We start from the raw sequence: 22,502 nt of genomic DNA, 5'->3' as shown, positions 1-22,502 counted from the left end.
GCGCGGGACGGCGCCCACCCCACCGACCGGCAATCCGCGCGACTTTGGAGAGTTCCATGACGACACGTTCCGCATGGCACCTGCCCACCGGACAGACCCGGGAGGACACCCGGCTCGCCATGAGCCTCGGGATGGCGTCCTCCGGCCCGCTGACCGCCCGCGGCGGCTGTGCCGTGGGCGGCCTCCAGCTGACCGGCAGCGCGGCCACCAGCATGCAGGCCCGCCTCTCCCCGGGCCGCCTCTGGGTGCCCGGCGGCTCCGCGGCGGCCCAGGGCGGCTACCCGGTCACCGTGGACGCCGACACGCAGCTCACCTTCGCCGACGGCCATGCCACACTGCCGCGCATCGACGCGCTCGTGGTGCGGGTGTACGACGCGGACTACGACGCCTCGGGGCGCTACGAGGCCGTCCTGGAGATCGTCCAGGGCACCCCCGCGAGCGCGCCGGTGCCGCCCGCGCTGCCGAAGAGCGCCGAGCTGCTGTACGAGGTGTCGGTCGGTGCGGGCGCCTCCGCCACGCGGGGCATCACCTGGGCGACGGCGGTCGCCGACCGGCGCCGCTACACCGCGGCACTCGGCGGCATCCTGCCCGCCGGGGGCGGACACGGCGCCCAGGGCACGTACGCGGGGCAGTACCGGGACGCGGGCGGGCGGCTGGAGCGCTGGGACGGCGGCCAGTGGCAGCAGTACATCCCCGACGCCATGCTCAAACGCAGCCCGGCCCTGGGGTACACCAGTTCCACGGCGTACACCGAGACCCTCACCGACGCGGGCCCGCTCACCGCCGAGTTCACCGCACCCTCCTCGACCTGGGTGCACATATCGGTCGGGGCGCGCATCGCGGGTGAGGGAGGCGGCGGCTACTTCTCGGTGAACGTCCGGCCGCGGGCGGGCGGCGCACTCCTCGTCACCGCCTCCGACGACGCGGCCGCCGTCTACACCGGGGCGGGCTCGGCCTCCGTGTTCACCAACTTTCCCCTGGGGCGCCTCACCCCGGGGGTGGTGTACACCGCGACCGCCGCCCACAAGGCCGGGTCCCCCAAGGCCTGGTTCGACAGCCGTTTCATCCGCATCGATCCGGTCGCCTGACGCATGGACAGCCCCTACGTCGCGTACTTCACCGACCTGTGCACGGGCACCCCCATCGACGCCCTCCCCATGCAGGGCCTGGAGTTCGACGACTACATCGGCAAGCCGGGCTCGCTCAGCGCCACCCTGCCGGTGCCCAACCGGCGGATGGCACGGCGGGTCAGGGAGCTCGTGGAGGGCCGTACCGCCGTCTACCTCGAACGTGGCGACCAGGTGTGCTGGGGCGGCATCGTCTGGACGCTCACCCCGGCCATGGACGAGCAGGGCATGGTCACCGTCGCGCTCCAGGCCGCCACCTTCGACTCGTACGCCGGCCACCGCCACCTCCGGCGGAACCTCACGTACACCGATACCGACGACCTCACCATCGTGCGCGGCCTGTGGGAGCACATCCAGAGCATGCCCGGCGGTGACATCGGCGTCGGCTTCGCGCCCGCGCCACGGGGCACACCGCGCACGGTGACGTACCGCGACGGCGACGAGACGACGGTGGAGGAGGCGATCGCCCAACTGGCGTCGATGGAACCGGGTTTCGAGTACCTGGTGAGCGTGTACCGCGACCCGGTGACCGGGCAGCGCGCCAAGCGGCTGCTGTTCGGCGTCCCGCGCATCCAGGTCGGCGAGGGCACCACCGTCCTGGACCTGCCGGGCGACATCCTCACGTACTCCTTCCCCCGCGACGCCACCCGCGGCGGCACCACCGCGCGCGCCCGCGGCGGCACCCCCGAGGGCGCGGACCGCCCCGTCATCTCGGACGAACAGGTGGCGCACGCGCTGATCAGCGCAGGCTTCCCGCGCCTTGACACCACGTCCGACCACAGCAACGTCACCGCCAAGGCGACACTCGACGCCCTGGCCCGCACCGAACTCGGCGCGCTCGGCGGCCCGGTCGTGATCCCCGCCGTCCGGGTCCGCCTCGACGCGGACACCACGCCCTCGCTCCTCGGGACGACCGTGCGGCTGCGCATCCACGATGTGTGGTTCAGCGAGGGCCTCGACGCGACGTACCGCGTCATCGGAGTCAAGGTCACCGCCCCCGAGCGGGGCCGCGCCGAAACGGCGGAACTCTACCTGGAAGGCATGGAGGGCCCCTGATGCCGAATCTTCCCGAGGACATCCTGGACCGCATCAAGAACTTGGAGCGGCAGGTGCGGCAGCTGACCACGTACGTCAACACGCGTGCGGCGGCGGCCCCCGCGAGGCCTGCGGGGAGCGTCAGCGACGAGGAGGCGGACGAAGGCGGGGACGCCGGTGGGAAGGGGCAGGCCCACTGAGCCGCGTCGTCGCCTCCTGTGCGGGAGCGGTCGCGCTCCGACCGTTGTCACCGGGCCCGCGGCGCCGGACCATGTGAGACACCCCCGGAAACGCGAGCCCGGGGTGGGGTGGGGGAGTCGTGACCGAGATCAGGGCCGCTGAACCGCCGGACGACAGCAGCACGGGCCAGGGCTTCGAGAAGATCCAGGTCGAGGTGCGCCCCGACCCACAGCAAGCCGGGAACCTGACGTCACGTCAGATGGTCGAGCGGTTCCAGGCGCGGGCCGGGGAACTGGGCGCGTCCATCGGGTCCGTGGCCGAACGCATTCGCGCATCCCTTGAGCAGCACCTCGCCGGCGGCTCCGCCTCCGACTGGGAGCTCGGCGAGGTCAGCCTGCAGTTCTCCGTCAGTCTGGAGGCGGAGACCGGCGTGCTGATCTCGAAGGTCTCCAGCGGTGCCACCTTCCAGGTGTCGCTCACCTGGTCCCGCGGCCCCGGAGAGCCATGAGCCGGCCGGCGGTCGGGGAGGTCGTCGGCGCGGGCGGCTCCCTCGGCACGGCCTTCGCCGTCGACGCGGGCACCCTGGTCACCTGCTGGCACTGCCTCATCGACGCCAAGGGAGAGCTCCTCCAGGAGGAGTTCTCCGTACGGCTGGGACCGGACGTCACCCTGCTCGCGAGGTACAGCGACCACGACCCCGTCCTCGACGTGGCACTCCTCACCCTGGACAAGGGGAGTCCGCTGCCCGGCAGATGGCATCCCCTTTCCCTCGGGACGGCGGCGGACGCACCCAAAGGGACACCCGTGGAAGCGCTCGGCTGGGCCTTGTACAGTCCGTCGACGTCCGATCCGCAGACCATGCCGGCCAAGATCGCTGTGGAGAGTACCGCGATCCTCGACGGCCGGCGGGTCATGCAGCTCTTCTCCGGGGAGGTGGGGTTCGGGCTGCGGCCCCGTGGCTTCAGCGGCGGGCCGGTCCTCGCGGATACCGTGAGCGGTCAGGTGGCCGTCGGCGTCGTGCGCTGGATGCAGGAGGACGAGGCGGACTCCTCGCGCGCGGTGGGCGGTACCGTCTACGCCTCTCTCGCCGAGGACATCGTCCGCCGCTGGCCCCGGCTGGCACGCACCGTTCAGCCGCTGGAGGAGCTCGCCGGTGATCCGGGCGCTCCTGGGTACCCTCTCGTCGCCAACTTCCTCGACACCCACCTCAACGGCCCCGGCGGCAGGCTCCCGTTCGCGGGCCGTCGGGACGAACTCACGGCCCTTAACTCCTGGCTCGCCGACTCCGACGCTCCTGCCTACTACCTGGTCACCGGCAACGCGGGCACCGGCAAGAGCACCCTGCTCACCCGCTGGGCCGAGGACGTGGTCAAGCGGGCGGACCCGACGGTGCACACCGTGTTCTTCCCGGTCAGCCTGCGCAGCGACACCGCTGGGGCAGGCTCGGTCTGCGAAGCCCTGGCGCACCGGATCGCCCGCGTGCACGAACACCGGCAGGACCTCGGCACGAGTCCGCGGGACGCCCTGGCCGCTCTCCTCGCCCGCGCCGCTCCCCACGGAACGACCCTGCTGGTCGTGATCGACGCCCTGGACGAGGTCGACGGCTGGCTGTCCGGCCGGCCGTACCCGCTGCTCCTGCCACGCCGGCCGGGCCGCGACGTCCGCATCCTGCTATCCGCCCGCCGCACCCGCCAACTCCCCACGGCCGAGCACTGGTTCGACGCCATCGATGTCCGCCCCGACGGCGCTTCGGCCCTGCTGACCGCGTTGGGCGACGACGCGGTCGCCGAACTTCTCCGGCAGGCCGTGTCCGACCGTGAAGGGACGAGCACCGAGGCCCTCGACCGCGCGGCGCCGCACCTCCTGCGGCTGACCGGGGGAGACCCGGTGACCACGGCCCTGTACCTCCAGGACCTGCGCCGGCGGCCGGACCAGGACCTGGAACAGTGGATCTCGCGGCTGCGCACCACCCGACCGGGCCTGGAGGGTTTCCTGGACCGCTGGTGGCGGGAGCAGAACCTGCTCTGGGGCCAGAAGGAGCCCGGTCTCGTCGACGACGCGGGGTGCCTGTTCAGTGTCCTGGCGCTCGCTCACGGCCCTGTGACGCTGGGGGAACTGCGGCTGCTGGCCGGCAAGGTGCTCGACAGGAAGGTGAGCGGGGACCGGCTGGCGGCGGCGCTGACCCTTCTCGACCGTTTCACCCTGCCCGGCTCCGGGGAAGCGTCCGTCGCTCTCGCCCACCCCCTCCTGGCCGGTCTGCGGACACGGCAGCTGCGGGACAACGACGAGCTGGACGAGTACCGGGACGCGTACACCGGCTGGGGGCGGCAGACTCTCGACGCGCTCCGCTCGGGTGACCTCGCGCCCACCCGGGTACCGGGCTACCTAGCCCGCCACCTCGCCCAGCACCTGCTACCGGCGTCCGAGTCCGCTTCCGAGTCCGACACCGAGTCGTACGGAGACGACGCGACCGAGTACCTCTCCGACGCCCTGCGGCTCGTCCATCCCCGATGGCGGCAGGTGCGGGAGGAGACCGCGGACGACGTCGACGGCTACCGCCGGGACGTGGCGCGGGTCGCCGCGGCCGTCCGCGGCGCCAACCAGCGGGCCTTCTCCGCGGACCGGAGTCTGCCGCGCCTGCCCGAACAGGTCGTGTGTGCCGCGGCCCTCGCCGGTGAACGTACCGCCCTCTCCGACGAGATGACCCCGGGACTCGCCGCCCAGCTCGTGCGCCACGACCTCTGGCGGCCCGGCCGGGCCCTGGCGTATCTCGAAGGCTTCGCGGAACTGTGGAGCCACACCTGTCTGATGGGCATCGCGCACCTGGCCCCCTTCATGCGGGACGAGGACCTGCCGCGGCTGTACCGGCTCCTTGAGCGCCGGCCCCACAGCGGCGAGACGGAAGACCTCGCCCGCGCCACAGCCGCCTACGCACACCGCCTCCTGGAACTCGGTCGCCCGGAGGAAGCCCTGGCGGTGGCCGACTGGCTGGCCGAACACCCTCCCGAGCCGCCGCCTCCTGCGCTGGATCCTCATGCGCCCGGCGGCCCGGCCACACCCGACGAACACCCGGACCGCGCCTTCGTCCGCCTCTGGACCCAGGCCGAACTGATTCGGCTGCTGCCGGAACCGCTGGCCCGCACCGTACTCACCGCCGTCCTGCGGAACACCACGCCCACCGGGTGCCCCGACCGCGCCGCCTGCCATCTGACCCGGTGCGTCACCAGGCAACAGGCCGAGCAACTCTGGCCGCCCACACCGTACGAGGCCCTCCCGGAGTGGGTCAGAGCCGCCCGCAGTCAGCCCGGTCTCGACAGGTACGCCGACGAACCCGGTGGCCCCTACGGGCCGGGACAGGTGCTGGCCGCGAGCCTCGACCACCGGAACGACAGCACCTTGCCCTTCGTCCCCTACCCGTGGTGGGTGCCCCCTGTGGGAGTGAACGGCAAGGCATACGTGGCAGTCGCCCGCTGGCTCGGAGACAGGGTGCACGAGCGGGTCCTCTGCCGACTGTCCACCGGGGACGACCAGGGCGGCGCCTTCGCGCGACGCAACCAGGTGCCGGTCGCCTTCGCATACGACTACGACGGACTGATGAGCGGCGTCCCCGCGCGCTACGCGTCCTGGGTGGCCGAGCAGATCACCCGCCGCATGACGGACGACGACCGCACGCCGGCGCTCATCCAGCTGCTTCCCTCCCTGGAGGGAGAGGACCGGCGGACGCGGGCGGACGAAGTCTTCGACACCCTGCCGTACCGCTTCAGCGACCCCCGGCCACGCTGGCCTCCCAGGGTCAACCACTTCGACATCGCCCGCGTCCACGCCCCCGCGTTCGCGGCCGCCGGTTACACCGACCGCATCCTGGACCTGATCGAGGCAGGGACCCTCGACGCGGACAACGGCTGGATCGAGGGTCTCGCCCCCGCGCTGACGCGGGACCAGACCGAGCGCGCGCTGGCCATCACCTCGCCCGACCCCGCGGACCGCGAGAGTTGTCCACCACGCCGATACCTCCTGCCCCGGCTGGCCTCCTTCGGCCGACAGGAGGCGGCTCGTGCACTGGACCTCGTATACGAGCAGTCCGACCCCAAGGCCCTGCCCGGTGAGCTGCGTCAGCTCATGGAACGCCACCTGCCCGACACCGTCCATCAGCCGAACGGCCGAGCCGCGTACGGAGAAGTCTGGTGGGAGCAGCGGGAGATCGATCTGCCGGGCGTCATACCGGTGTACGACAGCGGAGTGCGGCGCTACCCGATCCGGCCGGGCCCGCCCCGGGACCCGGCCGCCGACGGAGGCGCCAACAGAGCAGAGGTACTGCTCGACCGTGCCTTTGACCGCGCCTGCGTTCTGACGGAGGCGGGCGTGCCGCAACTCCTCGAAGAGGCGAAGGAGTCGGCGGCGGATCCCTGGAAGCGTCTTACCCTGCTGGCGGCCGGAACGCATCTCCCGCCGGGAGGTGGCTACGACACCGTCCTCGGAGAGATCACGTCGAGCCTGCGCGCGCTGCGGCAGAAGACCCTGAGTGCCGCGGCCTCGGCTCGGGACGTCGGCTTTCCCGAGCGATGCCCTTGGCTGGTCCGGGGCACGGACTCCTGGACGCCCTTCTTCGCCAGGCTGCTGGCGCCACGCGCCCGTCCGCCGGTCAAGGAACTGCTTTTCGACGGCGGGTTCCTCGACGGTGTCGAGCGCACGCATTACGGCATCCATCACGACGAAGAGCACCAGCGCATCGATGACTGGGCGTACCGCCTCCAGCCGCTGACTCCGCTTCTGGACCTCGCCGAACTGGACGCGCTTTCGGCCACCGAGGACCGCAACCTCTCCACCACCACACGCATGTCACTCCGAGCGGCCCTGGCCGGCTGCTACGCGGCACTGGGCGCCCACGAGGACGCGTTCGATCTGGCCTACGAGGTCGGCGGGCCCACCGATCTCCTGCGGTGGCACGCACTGGCCGACATCGCCGTCGTCATCCCGGCCGAGCAGATCCCGCGGTGGACGGCGGCAGTCCACGACACCATCAGGGAGCCGAAGCGCCGCGGCCCGCTCTGGTCGGTGATTCAGGACCGCTGGTCGGAGCTGGGACGCGACGGCCTGTGGCGGCTGTTCGACCAGTGGACGAGCGAACTCCGCCTCGACAGCACGCTGGGCGTCTACGCGGACACTCTCGCCTATCGTTACGCGATGGCCCGCCTGGGCGGCGACGACGAACCGCGCCGCATGCTCGACCTGATCGACCAGGGCGCCTAGGACGGGGCATGTGCCTCGTACTGGGCGGCCTGAGCGGTGAACATGCCTCGGTAGATGCCTTCGGGCCGGGCCATGAGCTGCTGGTGGGTGCCTTCTTCCGCCACCCGGCCCCGGTCGAGGACGTAGATGCGGTCGGCGTTGGCCGTGGCCGCGAGGCGGTGGGTCACGAGGACGACCGCGTGGCCTTCCCGAGCGAGGGTCCACAGGCTGTCGAACGCGGCGATCTCCGCGTGCGGGTCGAGGGCCGAGGTCGGTTCGTCGACCAGGAGGAAGGGAGCGCCCCGGTACAGGCTTCGGGCCGTGCCGAGCTTCTGCCACTGCCCGCCCGAGAGCTGCACGCCCCGCTCGTACCCCTTGTAGACGATCGAGTCCCAGCCGTGGTGCAGGCCCTCGATCATGTCGCGTACGCCCGCGGACGAAGCGGCTGACCTCACCCGGTCCATGTCGCGGAGCCGGTCACCCGCTCCGATCGCCACGTTCGCGGCGGCGGTCATCTCCCACCGGGGGAAGTCCTGTGCGAGCAGCCCCACCAGGGAGAAGACCTCGGCCCTGTCGGCGTCGCCGAGCTCGACCCGGTTGCTGCCCTCGGCATCCTCCCACCACACGTTCCCGCCCGCGGGCAGCAGCAGCCCGGAAAGGACCTTGGTCAGGGTGGTCTTGCCGGAGCCGTTCGCACCCACCAGCGCGGTCACCTCGCCACGGGGGACCCGCAGGCTGACGTCGCACAACGCGGGGGAGTCGGCCCCCGGGTAGGTGTACGACACGTCCTGCACGCGGACCTGGTGGACGCGGGACGGCAGGGCGGCGCCCCTGGTGGGGATGGCATTCTCGGCGGCCAGGGTGATGGCGTCCTCGGTGTCGGTGAGGAACAGCAGCTCCTCGTAGAGCCGGTTGACCTGCTGGACCAGGGAGGTCAGCCGGGCGGTCGAGGCGCGGATCGCGAGGACCGCGGTGCCGCCCACGGCGAGCGGCAGCGAGCCGTCGGCCAGCAGCCACCACAGCACCCCGTAGCAGCCGAGCGACGCGACACCCGCGAACCCGCCCGCGACCAGGTCGGTGGAGGCCTGCGCGCGAGCCAGGCGCCGCTGCTCCGCCTCGGTCTGGCGGGACATCTCCTCGTAGCTGGAGAGCAGCTTGGCGCCGGCGGCGTGCACGCGGATCTCTCCCTGCGCGTGCGGGCGGGTCAGGAAGCCAAGGAGCGAGGCGATGGCCCGCCGGTGGTCGATCCAGTGCGGCTTGGAGACGTACTCGCGGCGTGCGCAGCGGACCGCGCCCCACCCCTTGGGCAGGGCGATGACGAGCAGCATCGGCAGCAGCAGCCAGTGCAGCGACGCCAGGACGACCGCGGCCGCCACCATCGCGATCAGGACGTTGCCGACGCCGACCGAAAGGCGCAGCATGCTGCGGGCCGAGTCCGTGCCGAACCGGCCCGCCTCAAGCACCCGCTGGACCTCGGGGCGCTCGGTCGCCTCCAGCTCGACGCGGGTGACGGCCGTGTAGTACCGCGCGGAGACGGCACGCTCCACCTGTGGCTCAAGCCGCCCCGACATCGCCGTCGACCACGCCGTCAGCAGTGCCGCGAGTACCGCGGTCGCCGCCAACGCGGCCAGGGCGGGCAGCGCTTCGCGCAGCTTGTCCGCCGTCGGGCCCTGCGCGAACAGGTCCGTGAGCACGCTGTTGACCGCGACAAGGCCCCATGCCGCGCTCACCCCGAGGCCGAGCTGGGCGGCGACCACCGCCGCCATCGCCCGCCGGTCCGTCTCCCAGCCGGTGCGGAGCACCAGGGCGACCATGCGGGGCAGCGCGGCGGCCATGTGCCTGAACGAGAGCCTGGTCAGCGGGCTCGCGTGGCGCACGAAGGACTGGTCGTAGCGCAACCGGCCCCCGTACAACTCGCGCTCCGCGTTCGAGATGGAGTCCTTCGCCGGTGATCTCTTCGCGTTGTTCGTGCTCTGCGTGCTCGTCGTGCTCTCTGTGTGCTGCGTGCTCTGCGTGCTCTGCGTGCTCTTCCGGTTCTGCGGGGCGGCGCGGCGTGGGCCGGTGGGTGTCAACGTCGCTCCTTCCTGACGGCTTGCCGACGGCCGACGGTCGTGGCGGCTCTGTCGGGTTCAACGATCCCGTCACGTTTTCGAACACGTGTCTTTCGGCCGACTTGCGGAACGCGGTTTCCCGCGGTCGGCGGAAGGTGCGGGATGCATGGGCCCTTTGCCCCCAACGGGCTCCGCCCGCAGGGGACATGGCCGAAACGCCGTCAGTACGCCCGGTCGGCCTCCGGCTCGTGGTCCGCTCGGCCGGCCGGCGCGATGGCGGTCCTGGAGGTGACGTTCAACTTCCGCATGATGCGCGCCACATGGTGCTCGACGGTCCTCGTCGACAGGACCAGGCTCTCGGCGATCTCGCGGTTCGCGCGGCCCTGGACGACCAGGTGGGCCACCTCCCGCTCGCGCGGGGAGAGCTGGTCGCCGTAGCCGAGGCGGCCGCGGCGGTGGGTGGTGACGATGTCGTGGCGGCGCAGCAGCCGTTGGCAGCGGGCCACGTCCCAGCGTGCGCCCAGTTCCCGATAGGTCTGGCTCACCTCCTGGATCACGTCGGCCGCCGCTTCGCCGTGCAGGTCGAGCAGGCACCGTCCGCGGGCCTCCGCCGCCCGCGCGGCGTCGAAGGGGCGGCCGAGCGCACGCCACTGCGCCTCCGCGTCGCCGAGCAGCCCGACCGCGTCGTTCGGCCGGTCGTCGGCCCCGGCGAGCAGCGCCCGGCACATGGTCAGGGCGGCGCGCGCGGCGGGCGCGTCCCGCCGCTCCGTCCCCGCGGCGAAGTCGGCGACGAGCCGCCGGGCCCGCGCGGTCTGCCCACTGCCGTGCAGGGCCTCCACCGCGGTGGGCGACACCTCTCCCGCCCACACCCAACCACCCGTGCGCTCAAGGCGGTTCAGGGTCTCCTCCATCGCCTCGCACGCCTGGCCGGGGCGGCCGGCCTCCAGATGGACGCGGGCGGTGGCGGCGGCCGAGGCGGTGAGGATGACGCCGGTGTCGTAGCGGGTGATCCTGGCGGCCTCCGCGAGGTCGCGGCGGGCCCGGGGGACGTCGCCGAGCACATGCAGCGCGGTCAGCCCGCGGACCAGCATGGCTTCGGCGGTCAGGTCGGGTATCTCCTCGTAGAGCCGGGTGGTGCGGTCGGCCGCGTCGTGCAGTCCTTCCCAGCGGCCCTCGTGCCAGGCGAGCACCAGGCGGGCGGTGCGCGTGAGCCCTTCCAGGTACGGGCTGCTGGTCTCGGCGAGGCCGTGGGCCGCCCGTGCGAGGTACTCGCGGGCCCGTACGTCGTAGCCGAGGGCGGTGGCGGCGTGCGCCAGGTTGGTCCAGCCGCGGGCGTGGTGTGCGGCCTCCATGGCGGTCGCGGCCGGGCCGCGCAGGGCCTCGGCGGCGGTCCAGGCCCGGGGGTCGCCGAGCAGCATGAGCGCGGTGGCGCGGTTGGCGGCGACGGCGGCCCGGGCGACCGGGTCCGTGACCTGCCCGGCGAGCGTCTCGGCGCGCTCCAGCCAGTGCAGGTGGCGGTCGACGGGCCACCCCTTGATGGAGGGGATGGCGGCGACCGCCATGGCGCGGGCGGCGGTCTGTGGGTCCGAGAGTTCCAGGTCGGGTATGGCGCGGGCGACTTCGGTGAGGCTGTCGAGGGCTCCTCCGCTCTGATTGCGGAGTACGACGCTCAGGTGCAGCCGGATCTCGCCGCGCAGCCGGGGCGGCGGGGCGTCCTCGTCGAGGACCCGCCGTACCGCGGCGACCACGTGCTCGCCGGCGCGGGCGAGTTGTGCGGTGCGGGCGAGTTTCGCGGCGGTGCGGATTCGGCCGTCGGCGCGCGGGTCCTCGGCGACGGCCCGTGTGTAGAGACGGGTGGCGGTGGCGTAGTCGCCGGCCGTGGCCGCCCGGTCGGCCGCGGCGACGAGGCAGCGTACGGCCTCGCGTACGCGACCGGCCGCCCCGTAGAGCCGGGCGAGGTCCGCCAGCGGCAGCGGTCCTTCGCCTCCCCGGTGCAGGGCGCGGGCGGCGCGCAGGCTCAGTCGGGCCAGGCGCGTCCCCGGCATGCGGGCCAGTGCGGCGCGGCGGTCCAGCGGGTGCCGGAACACCGGGTGCGCCCCGTCACCCCGCAGCACGGACCGGCGCACGCACGCGTCCACGGCCGCTTCGGCGTCCTCGGGGGTGACTCCGGCCACCTCGGCGAGCACGGTGACGGGCACCGCACGGTCGAGTACCGCCGCTGCCTCCACGACGCGCAGGGCGTCCTCGCCCAGCCCCGCGTACCGCAACGCGAAATCGCGCCGGACCTGTGGCGGTACGCCGACGCCCCGCACGGCGGTGAGCAGGGCGTTCGGCGCCGACCGGCCGCCGTCACCCGCGGCCCACCCGTCGGTCCTCTCCTTCCCCCACTCGCCGGCGGCGGCCCGCAGCAACGCCTCGGCGACCTCCGCCAGCCCGCCGGTCAACTCGTGGACCAGCAGGACCAGTTCGGGCAGCTCATGCGGTTCGTCCACGTGCTGTGGCCGGTGGGTGTGCAGCCACTTGCGTACGAACTCCTCCGTCCCCTCGCACGTCCACGGCCGGACCCGGATCTCCTCCAGCCGGGCCCGTACCGGCAGAGGGACGCCGAAGACGGGCAGTCCGGGCGCGGCGTCCTCCGTGACGATCAGCCGCAGCCGGGGCGGCATCGCGGCCGTCAGGTGGTGGAGCAGCGCGAGGGTGGCGGGGTCGGCGTGGTGGACGTCCTCCATGATGAGGACGACGTCCCCGAGCGCGGCGAGCAGCGCCGCGACGGCTCGCGGCAGCAGGCCGCGCGGCGCCGCCGGGCCGGTGGTTGCCGCGGGCGGTCGCGGCAACCGGCCGGCCAGCTCGGGTACGAGGAGCCCGACGGCCCCGGCGACCGCCGGCAGGGGCCGTGCGGGGTCGCCGCTGCGCAAGGGCAGCGCGGCCAGCGCGTCGGCGACGGGAGCGAGGGGAGCGGCCACGGGGTCCGGGATGTCGGCGCACACCCCGCGCAGCTGCGTCCACTCCGCGAACTGAGCCCCGCCGAGCACGTCGTCCACCAGGCGGGACACGCCCGTTCCGGACTCTCCCCGTACCACCGCGACGGCCGGACCCTCGCACAGCGCTTCCCGCAGTCGTCGCGTCTCCTTCTCCCGCCCGATGGAACCGCTCCCGCCGGTCGACCCCGCGTCCCGGCCCGTATCGAAGGATCGTCTGTCCACGGCTCCGCCTCTCGCCTGCCGTTGCCGGTCCCTGGAAGGCCCGTCCTCGCCCGGCGTTCGTTGAACGGTGGTCTACTCGTCCACCGGGCGACGTCGCAATAGGGGTCCGCCACCTACGGAATGCCTCCGACCGGCGTCGGAGCGGCTCCGGGACCGCGGGCCGGCACGGAGAGCCGCGCCGCCTCCGCACTCTTTGGGTAGCGCTACGGATTGCTGGAGCGCTCCGGCCTGGCCGATGCTCTGGCCCGTCCGATGCCGTCACTCGGAGACGCACTCCGCGCGGCGCACACCTCACCTCATGTCATGTCCGTGACATTCGGCCTGCCCGGACGTGGCCCCGAACGGCTCTCCAGGGAGAAACCATGAAGATCGACGCTCGCGTCGTCCGGCGCGTGCTCGCCGTCGGCGCAAGTACCGCCCTGCTCGCGGGGGTTGCCGCGACCACCGGGGCCGCCGCCGCACCCGTGCCACCGGGCGGCGGCGAAGGCCGCATCGTCGGCGCGGACCGCCCCGGAGCGGTCGAAGGCTCGTACATCGTCACCTTCAAGAACTCGGTCGCCCGCGCCGACGTCCCCGCCTCCGCGAAGGCGCTGGCCAAGGAGTACGAGGGCAGCCTGCGCCACACCTACACCGCGGCCCTGCGCGGCTTCGCCGTGCGGATGACGGAGAAGGAGGCCAAGGAGCTGGTCACCGAACCTTCGGTGGCCCGCGTGGAGGCCGACGGCGTGGCGTACGCCGTGGACACGCAGTCCAATCCGCCCTCCTGGGGCCTGGACCGCGTCGACCAGCGCGACCTGCCGGTCGACGAGAAGTACACGTACGACACCACCGCCTCCAACGTGAACGCGTACATCGTCGACACCGGCATCCGCATGAGCCACCGCGACTTCGGCGGCCGCGCGGTCAGCGGCTACGACTTCATCGACGACGACTCCAACGCCTCGGACTGCCAGGGCCACGGCACCCATGTCGCCGGGACCGTCGGCGGCGGCTCGTACGGTGTCGCCAAGGGCGTCAAGCTGATCGGCGTACGCGTGCTGAACTGCCAGGGCACGTCGGGGGACACCTGGGCCCCGGTCCTCGCGGGCATCGACTGGGTGACCAAGCACGCCGTGAAGCCCGCCGTGGCCAACATGAGCATCGGCGGCGGCAAGAACCAGTCCGTGAACGACGCCGTCGCGGCCTCCATATCCTCCGGCGTGACCTGGGTCGTCGCGGCCGGCAACAACAACGCCGACTCGTGCTCGTACTCCCCGTCCTCCACCCCCTCGGCCATCACGGTCGGCGCGACCGACAGCCGGGACGCCCGCGCCACCGGCTGGACCAACGGCCAGGGCTCCAACTACGGCTCCTGCCTGGACATCTTCGGGCCCGGCGACAGCATCGTCTCCACGTCCAACTCCGGTGACAGCGCCTCGCAGACGATGAGCGGCACCTCCATGGCCTCCCCGCACGCCGCGGGCGCGGCCGCCCTGCTGCTCGCCGCCGACCCGACGTGGTCCCCGGCCCAGGTCCGCGACAAGCTGGTCGCGGACGCCACGTCCGGCAAGGTCACCGACGCCCGCACCGGCTCCCCGAACAAGCTCCTGCACACCGGCGTGGGCGACGGCACGCCGCCCACCGGCAAGAAGTTCGAGAACACCGACGACTACCCGATCCGCGACAACGCCACCGTGGAATCCCCCCTGCCGGTCACCGGCGTCGCCGGCAGGGCCCCGGCCGACCTCGCCGTGTCCGTGGACATCCGCCACACCTACCGCGGTGATCTCAGGATCGAGCTCGTCGCCCCCGACGGCACCGCCCACCTCCTGAAGGACTACGACAGCGACGACAGCGCCGACGACGTCAGGACCACCTACCGCGTCGACGCCTCCGGTGAGAACGCCGACGGCACCTGGAAGCTGCGCGTGACCGACAACTGGACCAACGACACCGGCACCATCAACGCCTGGTCCCTGCAGTTCTGACCCGCCCAACGCATCGAGGGCGCCGACCCGTACGCACGGGTCGGCGCCCGGCGGCGTGCTCAGCGCCTCGGCGGCAGCCGGTGCAGGGTCACGTCGCGCAGCGCGGCGTCCGAGACGGTCAGGCTGAGGAAGGTGCAGTACGGCTGGCGCCTGCGGTCCGTGGGCGAGCCCGGGTTGAGGAGCCTGAGGCCGCCGGGGGCCTCGGTGTCCCACGGAATGTGGCTGTGCCCGAACACGAGCACGTCGAGATCCGGGAAGCGCTCGGCGCACCGGCGCTCGCGTCCGGCCGCCGCGCCGGTCTCATGGACGACACCGAACCGCAGACCCGCGAGGTCGGCCCGCTCGACCTCGGCGAGGCGGCGGCGCAGCGCCGGGCCGTCGTTGTTGCCGTACACGCCGATCAGCCGCCGCGACCTGGACTCGAACAGGTCCAGGGTGGCCTCGTCGAGCCAGTCCCCGGCATGGATCACCACGTCCGCCCGGTCGATCCCCGCGAGCAGGGCGTCGGGGAGGCGCTTGGCGCGCGCGGGCACGTGGGTGTCGGAGGTCAGCAACAACCGCATGGGCCGAGCTTAAGGCCTGTCTTTGAACCCCCGCCTGCGCCCCGGCGCCCGGCACGCACGCTCGGCGCACGGAACACCGCTGCGCCCGCGCTTCGCGCGGACGACGGGGGTTCAAAGACAGGCTCTTAGGCGGTGGTGTGCGCGAGTTCCTGGCTCAGGTGGCCGGCGAGCTGTGCGGGCGTGGGGTTCTCGACGATGGCCACCATCGCGATCTCCATGCCGGTCAGCGTCATCAGCGTCTTGGTGAGTTCGAGAGCGGTGAGGGAGTTGAGGCCGTTCTCGAGGAAGTTGCTGTCGTCGTCGAGGGTGGTGTTGAGGAGCGTGGCGGCCTGGGTGCGGATGGTGTCGGTGAGGAGCCGCTCGCGCTCCTCGGAGGTGGCCGCGGCGAGCTGCTTCTCCAGCTCGGTGGCGTCCTGGCCGGGGGTGTTGCCGGTGCTGGTCATGAATGCTCCTGTGTGAGTGGGTTGGTGGCGTGTCACACCGAAGGGTGCGCGGTGTGGTCGTGCAGCCAGTAACGCGTGGCCTGGAAGGGGTACGTCGGGAGGTCGACGGGCCGGGGGTGGGGCGTGCGCCGGACGAGTGGGGTCCAGTCGACGGCGCCGCCCTTGACGTACAGCTCGGCGAGCGCGCTGAGCAGGGTGTGGGGGGAGTGGTCGCCGAGGCGGAGAAGTGTGGGGGCGTCGGGGTCGGGGGGTGTGGCGGTGGGGGGTGTGGTGAGGTGGTGGTGCCAGTAGGCGGGCGTGGTGACAGGGGCGCCGTTCGGGGCGGTGCTCGTGAGGGTGAGTGTGGGGGGCTGGAACGTCAGCTGTTGCAGTACGGGTTCGTAGGCATCCGGCGTGGGAGGCCGGGTGCCGTCGGCGGTGGCCGTGGCGTGGGCGGCGGCCAGGCGGCACGCGTCGTCCAGGCCGAGGACGCCGGCGCCGTAGGCGGCAGCGATGTGGCCGACGCCGTCCCCGGTGAGCGTGTGCGGGTGGAGCCCGGCGTCGAGGAGCAGACGGGCGAGCGCGGCCTGGACCGCGAAGCGCAGGGGCCCGGCGGGCAGGGGGCTGGCCAGATGCGTGCCGAGGAGGCCGCGGGCCTCGTCGAAGGCGGTCGCGAACGCGGGGAAGGCCGCGTACAGGTCGGCGCCCGCTTCGGCGTCGGGCGACGGGCCGCCGTCGAAGTGCCAGACGGCCTTCTCGGGGGCTGTGGGACTGTCGTCGGGGGAGGTGCGGACCAGGGCCGGGTGGTCGTCGCCCGCCGCCAGCGCGCGCGTGGCGGCGAGGAGTTCGGCGGGGTCCGCGCCGGTGAGGACCGCGCGGTGCTCCATGGGGCTGCGGGTGCCGGCCAGCGCGTACGCGACCTCGGCGGGCGAGGGCGTGGGGTCGACGGCGGACAGGTGGGTGACGAGGGCGTCGGCCTGCGCCCGGAGCGCTTGGGGGGTGCGTGCGGAGAGGGGCCAGACCACCGGCGGACGCGCGGGGGCAGCGGGGTCGGTGGGCGCGTCCTGAGCCGGTTCCGCGGGGGCCGGAGGCTCTTCCAGGATGAGGTGGGCGTTCGTGCCGGACGTGGCGAACGCGGAGATGCCGACCCGCCGTGGCTCCGTGCGGCGGGGCCAGTCGACCGCCTCGGTGAGCAGCTGGACCCCGCCCTTCTTCCAGGCCGCGAGGGGCGTGGGACGGTCCACGTGGAGGGTCGGGGGCAGCGTGCCGTGCCGCAGGGCCTGCACCATCTTGATGACCGCGGCGCTGCCGGCGGCGCCCTGCGTGTGGCCCGTGTTGGATTTGACGGAGCCGAGCCACAGCGGCCGGTCGGCGCTCCTGCCCGCACCATAGGTGGCCAGGAGGGCCTGCACCTCGATGGCGTCGCCGATGGGCGTGCCCGTGCCGTGCGCCTCGACGGCGTCGACCTGGTCGGGGGCGAGCCGGGCGTCGGCGAGGGCGGCGCGGATCACCTGCTGCTGGGAGGGGCCGTTGGGGGCGGCGAGGCCGTAGCCTGCACCGTCCTGGTTGACGGCGGAGCCGCGGATGACGGCCAGCACGGGGTGGCCGTTCCGCTGCGCGTCGCCGAGCCGCTCCAGGAGGACGAGGCCGACCCCTTCGCCCAGGCCCATGCCGTCCGCCGCCGCGGCGAACGGCTTGCAACGGCCGTCCGGCGCCAGGGACTTCTGGTGGGCGAACGCGTGGAACGTGTGCGGCGTCGACATCACCGTGCCGCCACCGGCGAGCGCGAGGGAGCACTCCCCGCGGCGCAGCGCCTGACAGGCCAGGTGGATGGCGACCAGCGACGACGAGCAGGCCGTGTCCACGCTGATCGCGGGGCCTTCAAGGCCGAGGGCGTAGGCGATCCGCCCGGAGACGAGGCTGCCCGACGTGCCGCCGCCGAGGTAGGGGAGCAGCTCGTCGGGCGCGGTCTCCAGGCGCGTCGCGTAGTCGTGCCCGGTGGCGCCGACGTAGCAGCCGGTGAGGGAGGAGCGCAGGGTGTGCGGGGCGATGCGGGCGCGCTCGACGGTCTCCCAGGCGAGGTGCAGCATCAGGCGCTGCAGCGGTTCGGTGGCCACGGCCTCCGTCGCGCCGATGCCGAAGAAGCCGGCGTCGAATCCGGCCGCGTCGTCGAGGAAGCCGCCGAGTTCCGCGTACGGGGGTTCCTCGGGGAGCTCCCAGGCGCGGTCGTCGGGGAAACCGGTGACGGCGTCGCGCCCCTCGGAGACGAGGTCCCACAAGTCGTCGGGGGTGCGGGTCTTGCCGGGCAGACGGCAGGCCATGGAGACGACGGCGATCGGTTCGTGGCGCGCGGCCCTCAGCTCGCGCAGCTGCTGCCGCGCCTGGTGCAGTTCGGCGGTCGTCCACTTGAGGTATTCGACGAGCTTCTCTTCATTCGCCACGGGAATGGTCAGCCTTCCTGTTCTCGCGCGTGAAGCCTCAGGTGGGAGCCTCAAGGAGCCTCAAGGAGACCGAGTACGGGGCGGGCGGGCGTGCACCGCACCCTGTCGGTGCCAGGGTTGCCGCGGCTGCTTAAGCGGGTCTAACCCCCGTCTTGCCGCCGGGCCGCGGCGCTCCCGCGGGCGCGTCCAGCTCGCGTGCCAGGCGCAGGAGGTCGGCCGCGATCTCGTCGGGCGCCCCGGCGTGCAGGTCGTGGTCGGAGCCGGGGTACCAGCGCACGGTCACCCGGTCCAGGGCCGCTTCGGCGGCGGCCACCCACGCCCGTACCTGGTCGGAGAGTTGAGGGATGGCCGGGATGATGGGCAGCAGTCGGACCGGGACGGCGATCCTCGGGTACCAGTCGGCGGGGGCCTCCCGCTGCAGGCTCTCCACGATCGACATGACCTGCTCGGCGGTGAGGCGGGGGACGAGCATTCCGTCCGGCCCGATCCGGTAGTCCGCGAGGCGCGCCTCGACGGAGGCCGGCGACCAGTTGGGGTGGGTGGCCTTCAGGTAGGCGCGCATGTCGGCCGCGCTGGTGGTGCCCTGCTGCGCCCGTCGGACCACGTCGGCGGTGCGTTCCCAGAAGGCCCGCATCACCGGCCCGTCGAACTCGTACCAGCCGCCGTCGATCAGGACCAGACCGGACACCAGGTCGGGCCGCCCGGCCGCGAGGCGCAGCGCCAGGTGCGCGCCCCAGGAGTGGCCGGCCACCAGGGCGCCGGACAGGCCGAGGGCGGTGACCGCCGCTATCAGGTCCGCGACGACCGCCGCGTTCTCGTAGCCGTCCGGCGGCGCGTCCGAGTCGCCGTGGCCGCGGTGGTCGACGGCGTAGACCGGGTGTCCTGCAGCGGCCACGCGTCCGGCGACCTCGTCCCACATCCGGGCGTTCGAGAGCATGCCGTGCAGCAGCAGGTACGGGCGGCCCACGGCTCCCTTACCCGCTGCGGGCAGGTGCCGGACGTTGAGGGTGACGGTCTTCGAGACGGGGACGCGGAGGTTCTTCACGGGCGGGCCCTCTCAGGGGCGCTGCGCGGTCGCGAAGATGTACCCGAGCTCGGGCATCTTGCCGAGGGCGGCCTGGTTGTGCAGGAAGAGTTCGTAGCCCTCGACGCCGATGATGTCGACGTACTCGTCCCGGTGGGCGCGGATCCACTCGACGTATCCGTCGTAGGTCTTGTTGGTCTCGCGGGTGATGTCGGTCAGTTCGAGGACCGTCCAGCCGGCCGCGCGGAAGATGTCGGGGTAGTCCCCGATGTCGGTGAGCGCGGCGTAGATGGTGGTGTCGCTGACGGTGGCGGTGCGCGGCTTGCCGGGGTCGGGGTTGAGATAGACCATGTCGGCGATGGGCATCCGCGCGCCGGGCTTCACGACGCGCAGCGCCTCGGTGAGGACCTGCTGCTTGTCGGGCATGTGCAGCATGGACTCCAGGGCCCAGCAGTGGTCGAAGGACCCGTCGTCGAACGGCAGGTTCATGGCGTCGACCTGCTCGAACCTGACGCGGTCGGCTAGGCCGGCCTCGCGCGCCCGGCGGTTGCCGCGCTCGACCTGGCGGGCGCTCACCGAGATGCCGACCACCTCGACGTCGCGGGCGCGGGCCAGCTGCATGGCCGGGGTGCCGTTGCCGCAGCCGATGTCGAGGACGCGGTCGCCGGGGCCGGGGTCGAGACGCCGGATCATCTCGTCCGTCATCTGGACCATGGCCTGGTCGAACGTGGCTTCCTGGGCGCCGCCGTCGAACCAGTAGCCGTAGTGCAGGTTGCCGTCTCCGAGCTGGGTCATCAGATCGAAGACCTTGTGGTCGTAGTAGTGGCCGATGTCGCTGGGCTCGGGGGCGACGGTCTTGTTCACCGTCGGGGGCTTCTTGGTCGTCGCGTTCTTCGTCACGGCCTCAGCGTCACGGCGCGCCGCGGGCGGTCACAACCCCAGCCCTGCCCCTCAACAGCCCCTAAGGGCAATCCGGGACCACCCCTACTGGGGCCCGCGCGTCTTGACGGCTCCCTTACGGAACGGGTGGTACCGCGCCGAAAAAAATGAGAGTAGGCTCCGACTAAAGATTGAGCTCTCTTTAGGAGGTCGACTCTCGTGTCAGATCTGGGTGCGCGGCGGTGGTGGGCCGTCGGGGCTCTCGTGCTCGCGTCGATGGTTGTGGGCTTCGATGTGACGATCCTCAGCCTGGCGCTGCCGGCCATGGCCGACGATCTGGGTGCGAACAACGTCGAACTGCAGTGGTTCGTCACGTCGTACACGCTGGTGTTCGCGGCCGGAATGATCCCCGCGGGCATGCTCGGTGACCGCTTCGGGCGCAAGAAGGTCCTGCTCACGGCGCTCGTGATCTTCGGCATCAGCTCGCTCGCCTGCGCCTACGCCACGTCCTCGGGCACGTTCATCGGCGCGCGTGCGGTCCTCGGCCTCGGCGCCGCGCTGATCATGCCGACCACGTTGTCGCTGCTGCCGGTGATGTTCTCCGACGAGGAGCGGCCCAAGGCGATCGGAGCGGTGGCGGGCGCGGCCATGCTGGCCTATCCGCTCGGCCCCATCCTGGGCGGCTACCTCCTCAACCACTTCTGGTGGGGCTCGGTCTTCCTGATCAACGTGCCGGTGGTGATCCTCGCCTTCCTCGCGGTGTCCGCCTGGCTGCCGGAGTCCAAGGCCAAGGAGGCCAAGCCGTTCGACATCGGTGGCCTGGTCTTCTCCAGCGTGGGTCTCGCCGCGATGACGTACGGCGTCATCCAGGGCGGCGAGAAGGGCTGGACCGACGTCACCACGCTCGTGCCGACCCTCGGCGGCGCGCTCGCCATCGTGGTCTTCGTCTTCTGGGAGAAGAGGACGGCCGACCCGCTGGTCGACCTCTCGCTGTTCCGCTCGGCCCGGTTCACCTCGGGCACCATGCTCGGCACGGTGATCAACTTCACCATGTTCGGTGTGCTGTTCACCATGCCGCAGTACTACCAGGCGGTCCTCGGCACCGACGCGATGGGCAGCGGCTTCCGGCTGCTGCCGATGGTCGGCGGCCTGCTCGTGGGCGTGACCGTCGCCAACAAGGTCGCCAAGGGGCTCGGCCCGAAAACCTCGGTCGGCATCGGCTTCGCCCTGCTGGCCGCCGCGCTGTTCTACGGCGCCACCACCGCGACCGACAGCGGCACCGGCCTGGCCGCCGCATGGACGGCGGCGTACGGTCTCGGCCTCGGCATCGCCCTGCCCACCGCCATGGACGCGGCCCTCGGCGCCCTCTCGGAGGACTCCGCAGGCGTCGGATCCGGCGTCAACCAGTCGATCCGCACCCTCGGCGGCAGCTTCGGCGCGGCCATCCTCGGCTCCGTCCTCAACTCCGGCTACCGCGGCAGGCTCGACCTCGACGGCGTGCCCGAACAAGCCCACGGCGCGGTCAAGGACTCCGTCTTCGGCGGTCTGGCGGTCGCCAAGGCGATCAAGTCCAACGGGCTCGCCGACTCGGTGCGCGCCGCGTACGTCCACGCCCTCGACGTCGTCCTCGTGGTGTCCGGAGCCCTCGGCCTGCTCGGCGTGCTGCTCGCAGTGGTGTGGCTGCCACGCCATGTTGGTCAGAGCACCGCCCAGCCCGCAGAATCTGAGCATGAAGCCGCAGACGCAGTCTGACCAGGGCAAAACCGTGCCTGGACTGAGAGAACGCAAGAAGGCCAGAACGAAGGCCGCGATTCAGCGGGAGGCGGTGCGCTTGTTCAGGGGACAGGGCTACTCCGCCACGACCATCGAGCAGATCGCCGAAGCCGCCGAGGTCGCCCCCAGCACCGTCTTCCGCTACTTCGCGACCAAGCAGGACCTGGTCTTCTCTCACGACTACGACCTGCCCTTCGCGATGATGTTCCAGGCCCAGTCGCCCGACCTGTCACCGATCCAGGCCGAACGGCAAGCCATCCGATCGATACTGAAGGACATCCCCGAACAGGAACTGGCGCTCCAGCGCGAGCGGTTCGTCCTGATCCTCTCCGAGCCGGAGCTCTGGGGCGCCAGTCTGGGAAACATCAGCCAGACCATGGAGCTCATGGGCGAGCAGGTGGCCAAACGGGCCGGACGCGATCCGCGCGACCCCGCGGTGCGCGCCTACACCGGGGCCGTCTTCGGGGTGATGCTGCAGATCTCCATGGACTGGGCCAACGACCCGGAGATGGACTTCGCGACCACGCTGGACGAGGCGCTCCGCTGCCTGGAGAACCTGCGGCCCTGACGTGGAGGGGCGGAACACCTCCCCGCCCCTCGACCGACGT

Annotated in this window: 15 protein-coding genes; 8 read left to right on the top strand and 7 right to left on the bottom strand. The window is 72.4% G+C overall.

Annotation, left to right across the window (positions count from 1 at the left end):
• Positions 1-56: 56 nt before the first annotated feature.
• The 5 genes from ACFVYR_RS01235 (at position 57) to ACFVYR_RS01215 (ending at position 7,592) form a co-directional block, all read left to right on the top strand.
• Positions 57-1,088, top strand: a complete 1,032-nt coding sequence (locus ACFVYR_RS01235) for a hypothetical protein (protein ID WP_384247352.1) — start codon at positions 57-59, stop codon at positions 1,086-1,088.
• Positions 1,089-1,091: 3 nt separating this feature from the next.
• The gene (locus ACFVYR_RS01230) at positions 1,092-2,183 is read left to right on the top strand and encodes a hypothetical protein (protein WP_384247349.1); all 1,092 of its coding nucleotides are present in this window, start codon (positions 1,092-1,094) and stop codon (positions 2,181-2,183) included.
• Positions 2,183-2,362 (top strand): hypothetical protein, encoded by a 180-nt coding sequence (locus ACFVYR_RS01225; RefSeq protein ID WP_384247347.1) that lies wholly within the window; start codon positions 2,183-2,185, stop codon positions 2,360-2,362. The genes ACFVYR_RS01230 and ACFVYR_RS01225 overlap by 1 nt, the downstream gene beginning before the upstream one ends.
• 119 nt (positions 2,363-2,481) lie before the next feature.
• Complete coding sequence (locus tag ACFVYR_RS01220; RefSeq protein WP_384247344.1) at positions 2,482-2,850, top strand: CU044_2847 family protein; 369 nt, start codon at positions 2,482-2,484, stop codon at positions 2,848-2,850.
• The gene (locus ACFVYR_RS01215) at positions 2,847-7,592 is read left to right on the top strand and encodes an AAA family ATPase (protein ID WP_384247342.1); all 4,746 of its coding nucleotides are present in this window, start codon (positions 2,847-2,849) and stop codon (positions 7,590-7,592) included. Before ACFVYR_RS01220 ends, ACFVYR_RS01215 begins: the two co-directional genes overlap by 4 nt.
• On the opposite strand, the gene ACFVYR_RS01210 is transcribed toward ACFVYR_RS01215, so the two are convergent.
• Together ACFVYR_RS01210 and ACFVYR_RS01205 are read right to left on the bottom strand one after the other, a co-directional pair.
• Entirely contained in the window at positions 7,589-9,505 is a 1,917-nt protein-coding gene (locus ACFVYR_RS01210; protein WP_384247983.1) for an ATP-binding cassette domain-containing protein, read from the bottom strand. The two genes, ACFVYR_RS01215 and ACFVYR_RS01210, sit on opposite strands and share 4 nt — an antisense overlap.
• Positions 9,506-9,843: 338 nt before the next feature.
• Positions 9,844-12,825, bottom strand: a complete 2,982-nt coding sequence (locus ACFVYR_RS01205) for a LuxR C-terminal-related transcriptional regulator (protein WP_384247339.1) — start codon at positions 12,823-12,825, stop codon at positions 9,844-9,846.
• A gap of 362 nt (positions 12,826-13,187) precedes the next feature.
• Here ACFVYR_RS01205 and ACFVYR_RS01200 point away from each other — a divergent pair, with 362 nt between their 5' ends.
• The gene (locus ACFVYR_RS01200; RefSeq protein ID WP_384247336.1) at positions 13,188-14,792 is read left to right on the top strand and encodes a S8 family peptidase; all 1,605 of its coding nucleotides are present in this window, start codon (positions 13,188-13,190) and stop codon (positions 14,790-14,792) included.
• Between the two features lie 59 nt (positions 14,793-14,851).
• Here the strand turns inward: ACFVYR_RS01200 and ACFVYR_RS01195 are convergent, their stop codons facing one another.
• From ACFVYR_RS01195 to ACFVYR_RS01175, 5 genes are all read right to left on the bottom strand, one after another.
• Positions 14,852-15,355 (bottom strand): metallophosphoesterase family protein, encoded by a 504-nt coding sequence (locus ACFVYR_RS01195; protein WP_384247334.1) that lies wholly within the window; start codon positions 15,353-15,355, stop codon positions 14,852-14,854.
• 125 nt (positions 15,356-15,480) lie between these two features.
• On the bottom strand, positions 15,481-15,798 hold the full coding sequence (locus ACFVYR_RS01190) for an acyl carrier protein (RefSeq protein WP_384247331.1): 318 nt from the start codon (positions 15,796-15,798) through the stop codon (positions 15,481-15,483).
• A gap of 32 nt (positions 15,799-15,830) precedes the next feature.
• On the bottom strand, positions 15,831-18,218 hold the full coding sequence (locus tag ACFVYR_RS01185; RefSeq protein ID WP_384247329.1) for a type I polyketide synthase: 2,388 nt from the start codon (positions 18,216-18,218) through the stop codon (positions 15,831-15,833).
• A gap of 130 nt (positions 18,219-18,348) precedes the next feature.
• Complete coding sequence (locus ACFVYR_RS01180; protein WP_384247327.1) at positions 18,349-19,263, bottom strand: alpha/beta fold hydrolase; 915 nt, start codon at positions 19,261-19,263, stop codon at positions 18,349-18,351.
• A gap of 12 nt (positions 19,264-19,275) precedes the next feature.
• A complete protein-coding gene (locus tag ACFVYR_RS01175) occupies positions 19,276-20,142 on the bottom strand; it encodes an SAM-dependent methyltransferase (protein WP_384247325.1) in 867 nt (288 codons plus the stop codon).
• Between the two features lie 198 nt (positions 20,143-20,340).
• On the opposite strand from ACFVYR_RS01175, the gene ACFVYR_RS01170 reads away from it, so the two are divergent.
• Positions 20,341-21,873: a DHA2 family efflux MFS transporter permease subunit gene (locus ACFVYR_RS01170; RefSeq protein WP_384247322.1), complete on the top strand. Its 1,533-nt coding sequence runs from the start codon at positions 20,341-20,343 to the stop codon at positions 21,871-21,873.
• The gene (locus ACFVYR_RS01165; RefSeq protein WP_384247320.1) at positions 21,851-22,462 is read left to right on the top strand and encodes a TetR family transcriptional regulator; all 612 of its coding nucleotides are present in this window, start codon (positions 21,851-21,853) and stop codon (positions 22,460-22,462) included. Before ACFVYR_RS01170 ends, ACFVYR_RS01165 begins: the two co-directional genes overlap by 23 nt.
• Positions 22,463-22,502: the final 40 nt, after the last annotated feature.

Source organism: Streptomyces sp. NPDC058284, assembly GCF_042881135.1.
GTDB lineage: Bacteria > Actinomycetota > Actinomycetes > Streptomycetales > Streptomycetaceae > Streptomyces.
The sequence above is the reverse complement of the archived record's forward strand: the minus strand, read 5'-3'. Positions and strand labels throughout refer to the sequence as shown.

Coding starts and splice junctions, on each gene's coding strand:
- ACFVYR_RS01235 (WP_384247352.1), top strand. CDS start 57: ATGACGACACGTTCCGCATGGCACCTGCCCACCGGACAGACCCGGGAG.
- ACFVYR_RS01190 (WP_384247331.1), bottom strand. CDS start 15,798: ATGACCAGCACCGGCAACACCCCCGGCCAGGACGCCACCGAGCTGGAG.
- ACFVYR_RS01230 (WP_384247349.1), top strand. CDS start 1,092: ATGGACAGCCCCTACGTCGCGTACTTCACCGACCTGTGCACGGGCACC.
- ACFVYR_RS01215 (WP_384247342.1), top strand. CDS start 2,847: ATGAGCCGGCCGGCGGTCGGGGAGGTCGTCGGCGCGGGCGGCTCCCTC.
- ACFVYR_RS01225 (WP_384247347.1), top strand. CDS start 2,183: ATGCCGAATCTTCCCGAGGACATCCTGGACCGCATCAAGAACTTGGAG.
- ACFVYR_RS01165 (WP_384247320.1), top strand. CDS start 21,851: ATGAAGCCGCAGACGCAGTCTGACCAGGGCAAAACCGTGCCTGGACTG.
- ACFVYR_RS01195 (WP_384247334.1), bottom strand. CDS start 15,355: ATGCGGTTGTTGCTGACCTCCGACACCCACGTGCCCGCGCGCGCCAAG.
- ACFVYR_RS01200 (WP_384247336.1), top strand. CDS start 13,188: ATGAAGATCGACGCTCGCGTCGTCCGGCGCGTGCTCGCCGTCGGCGCA.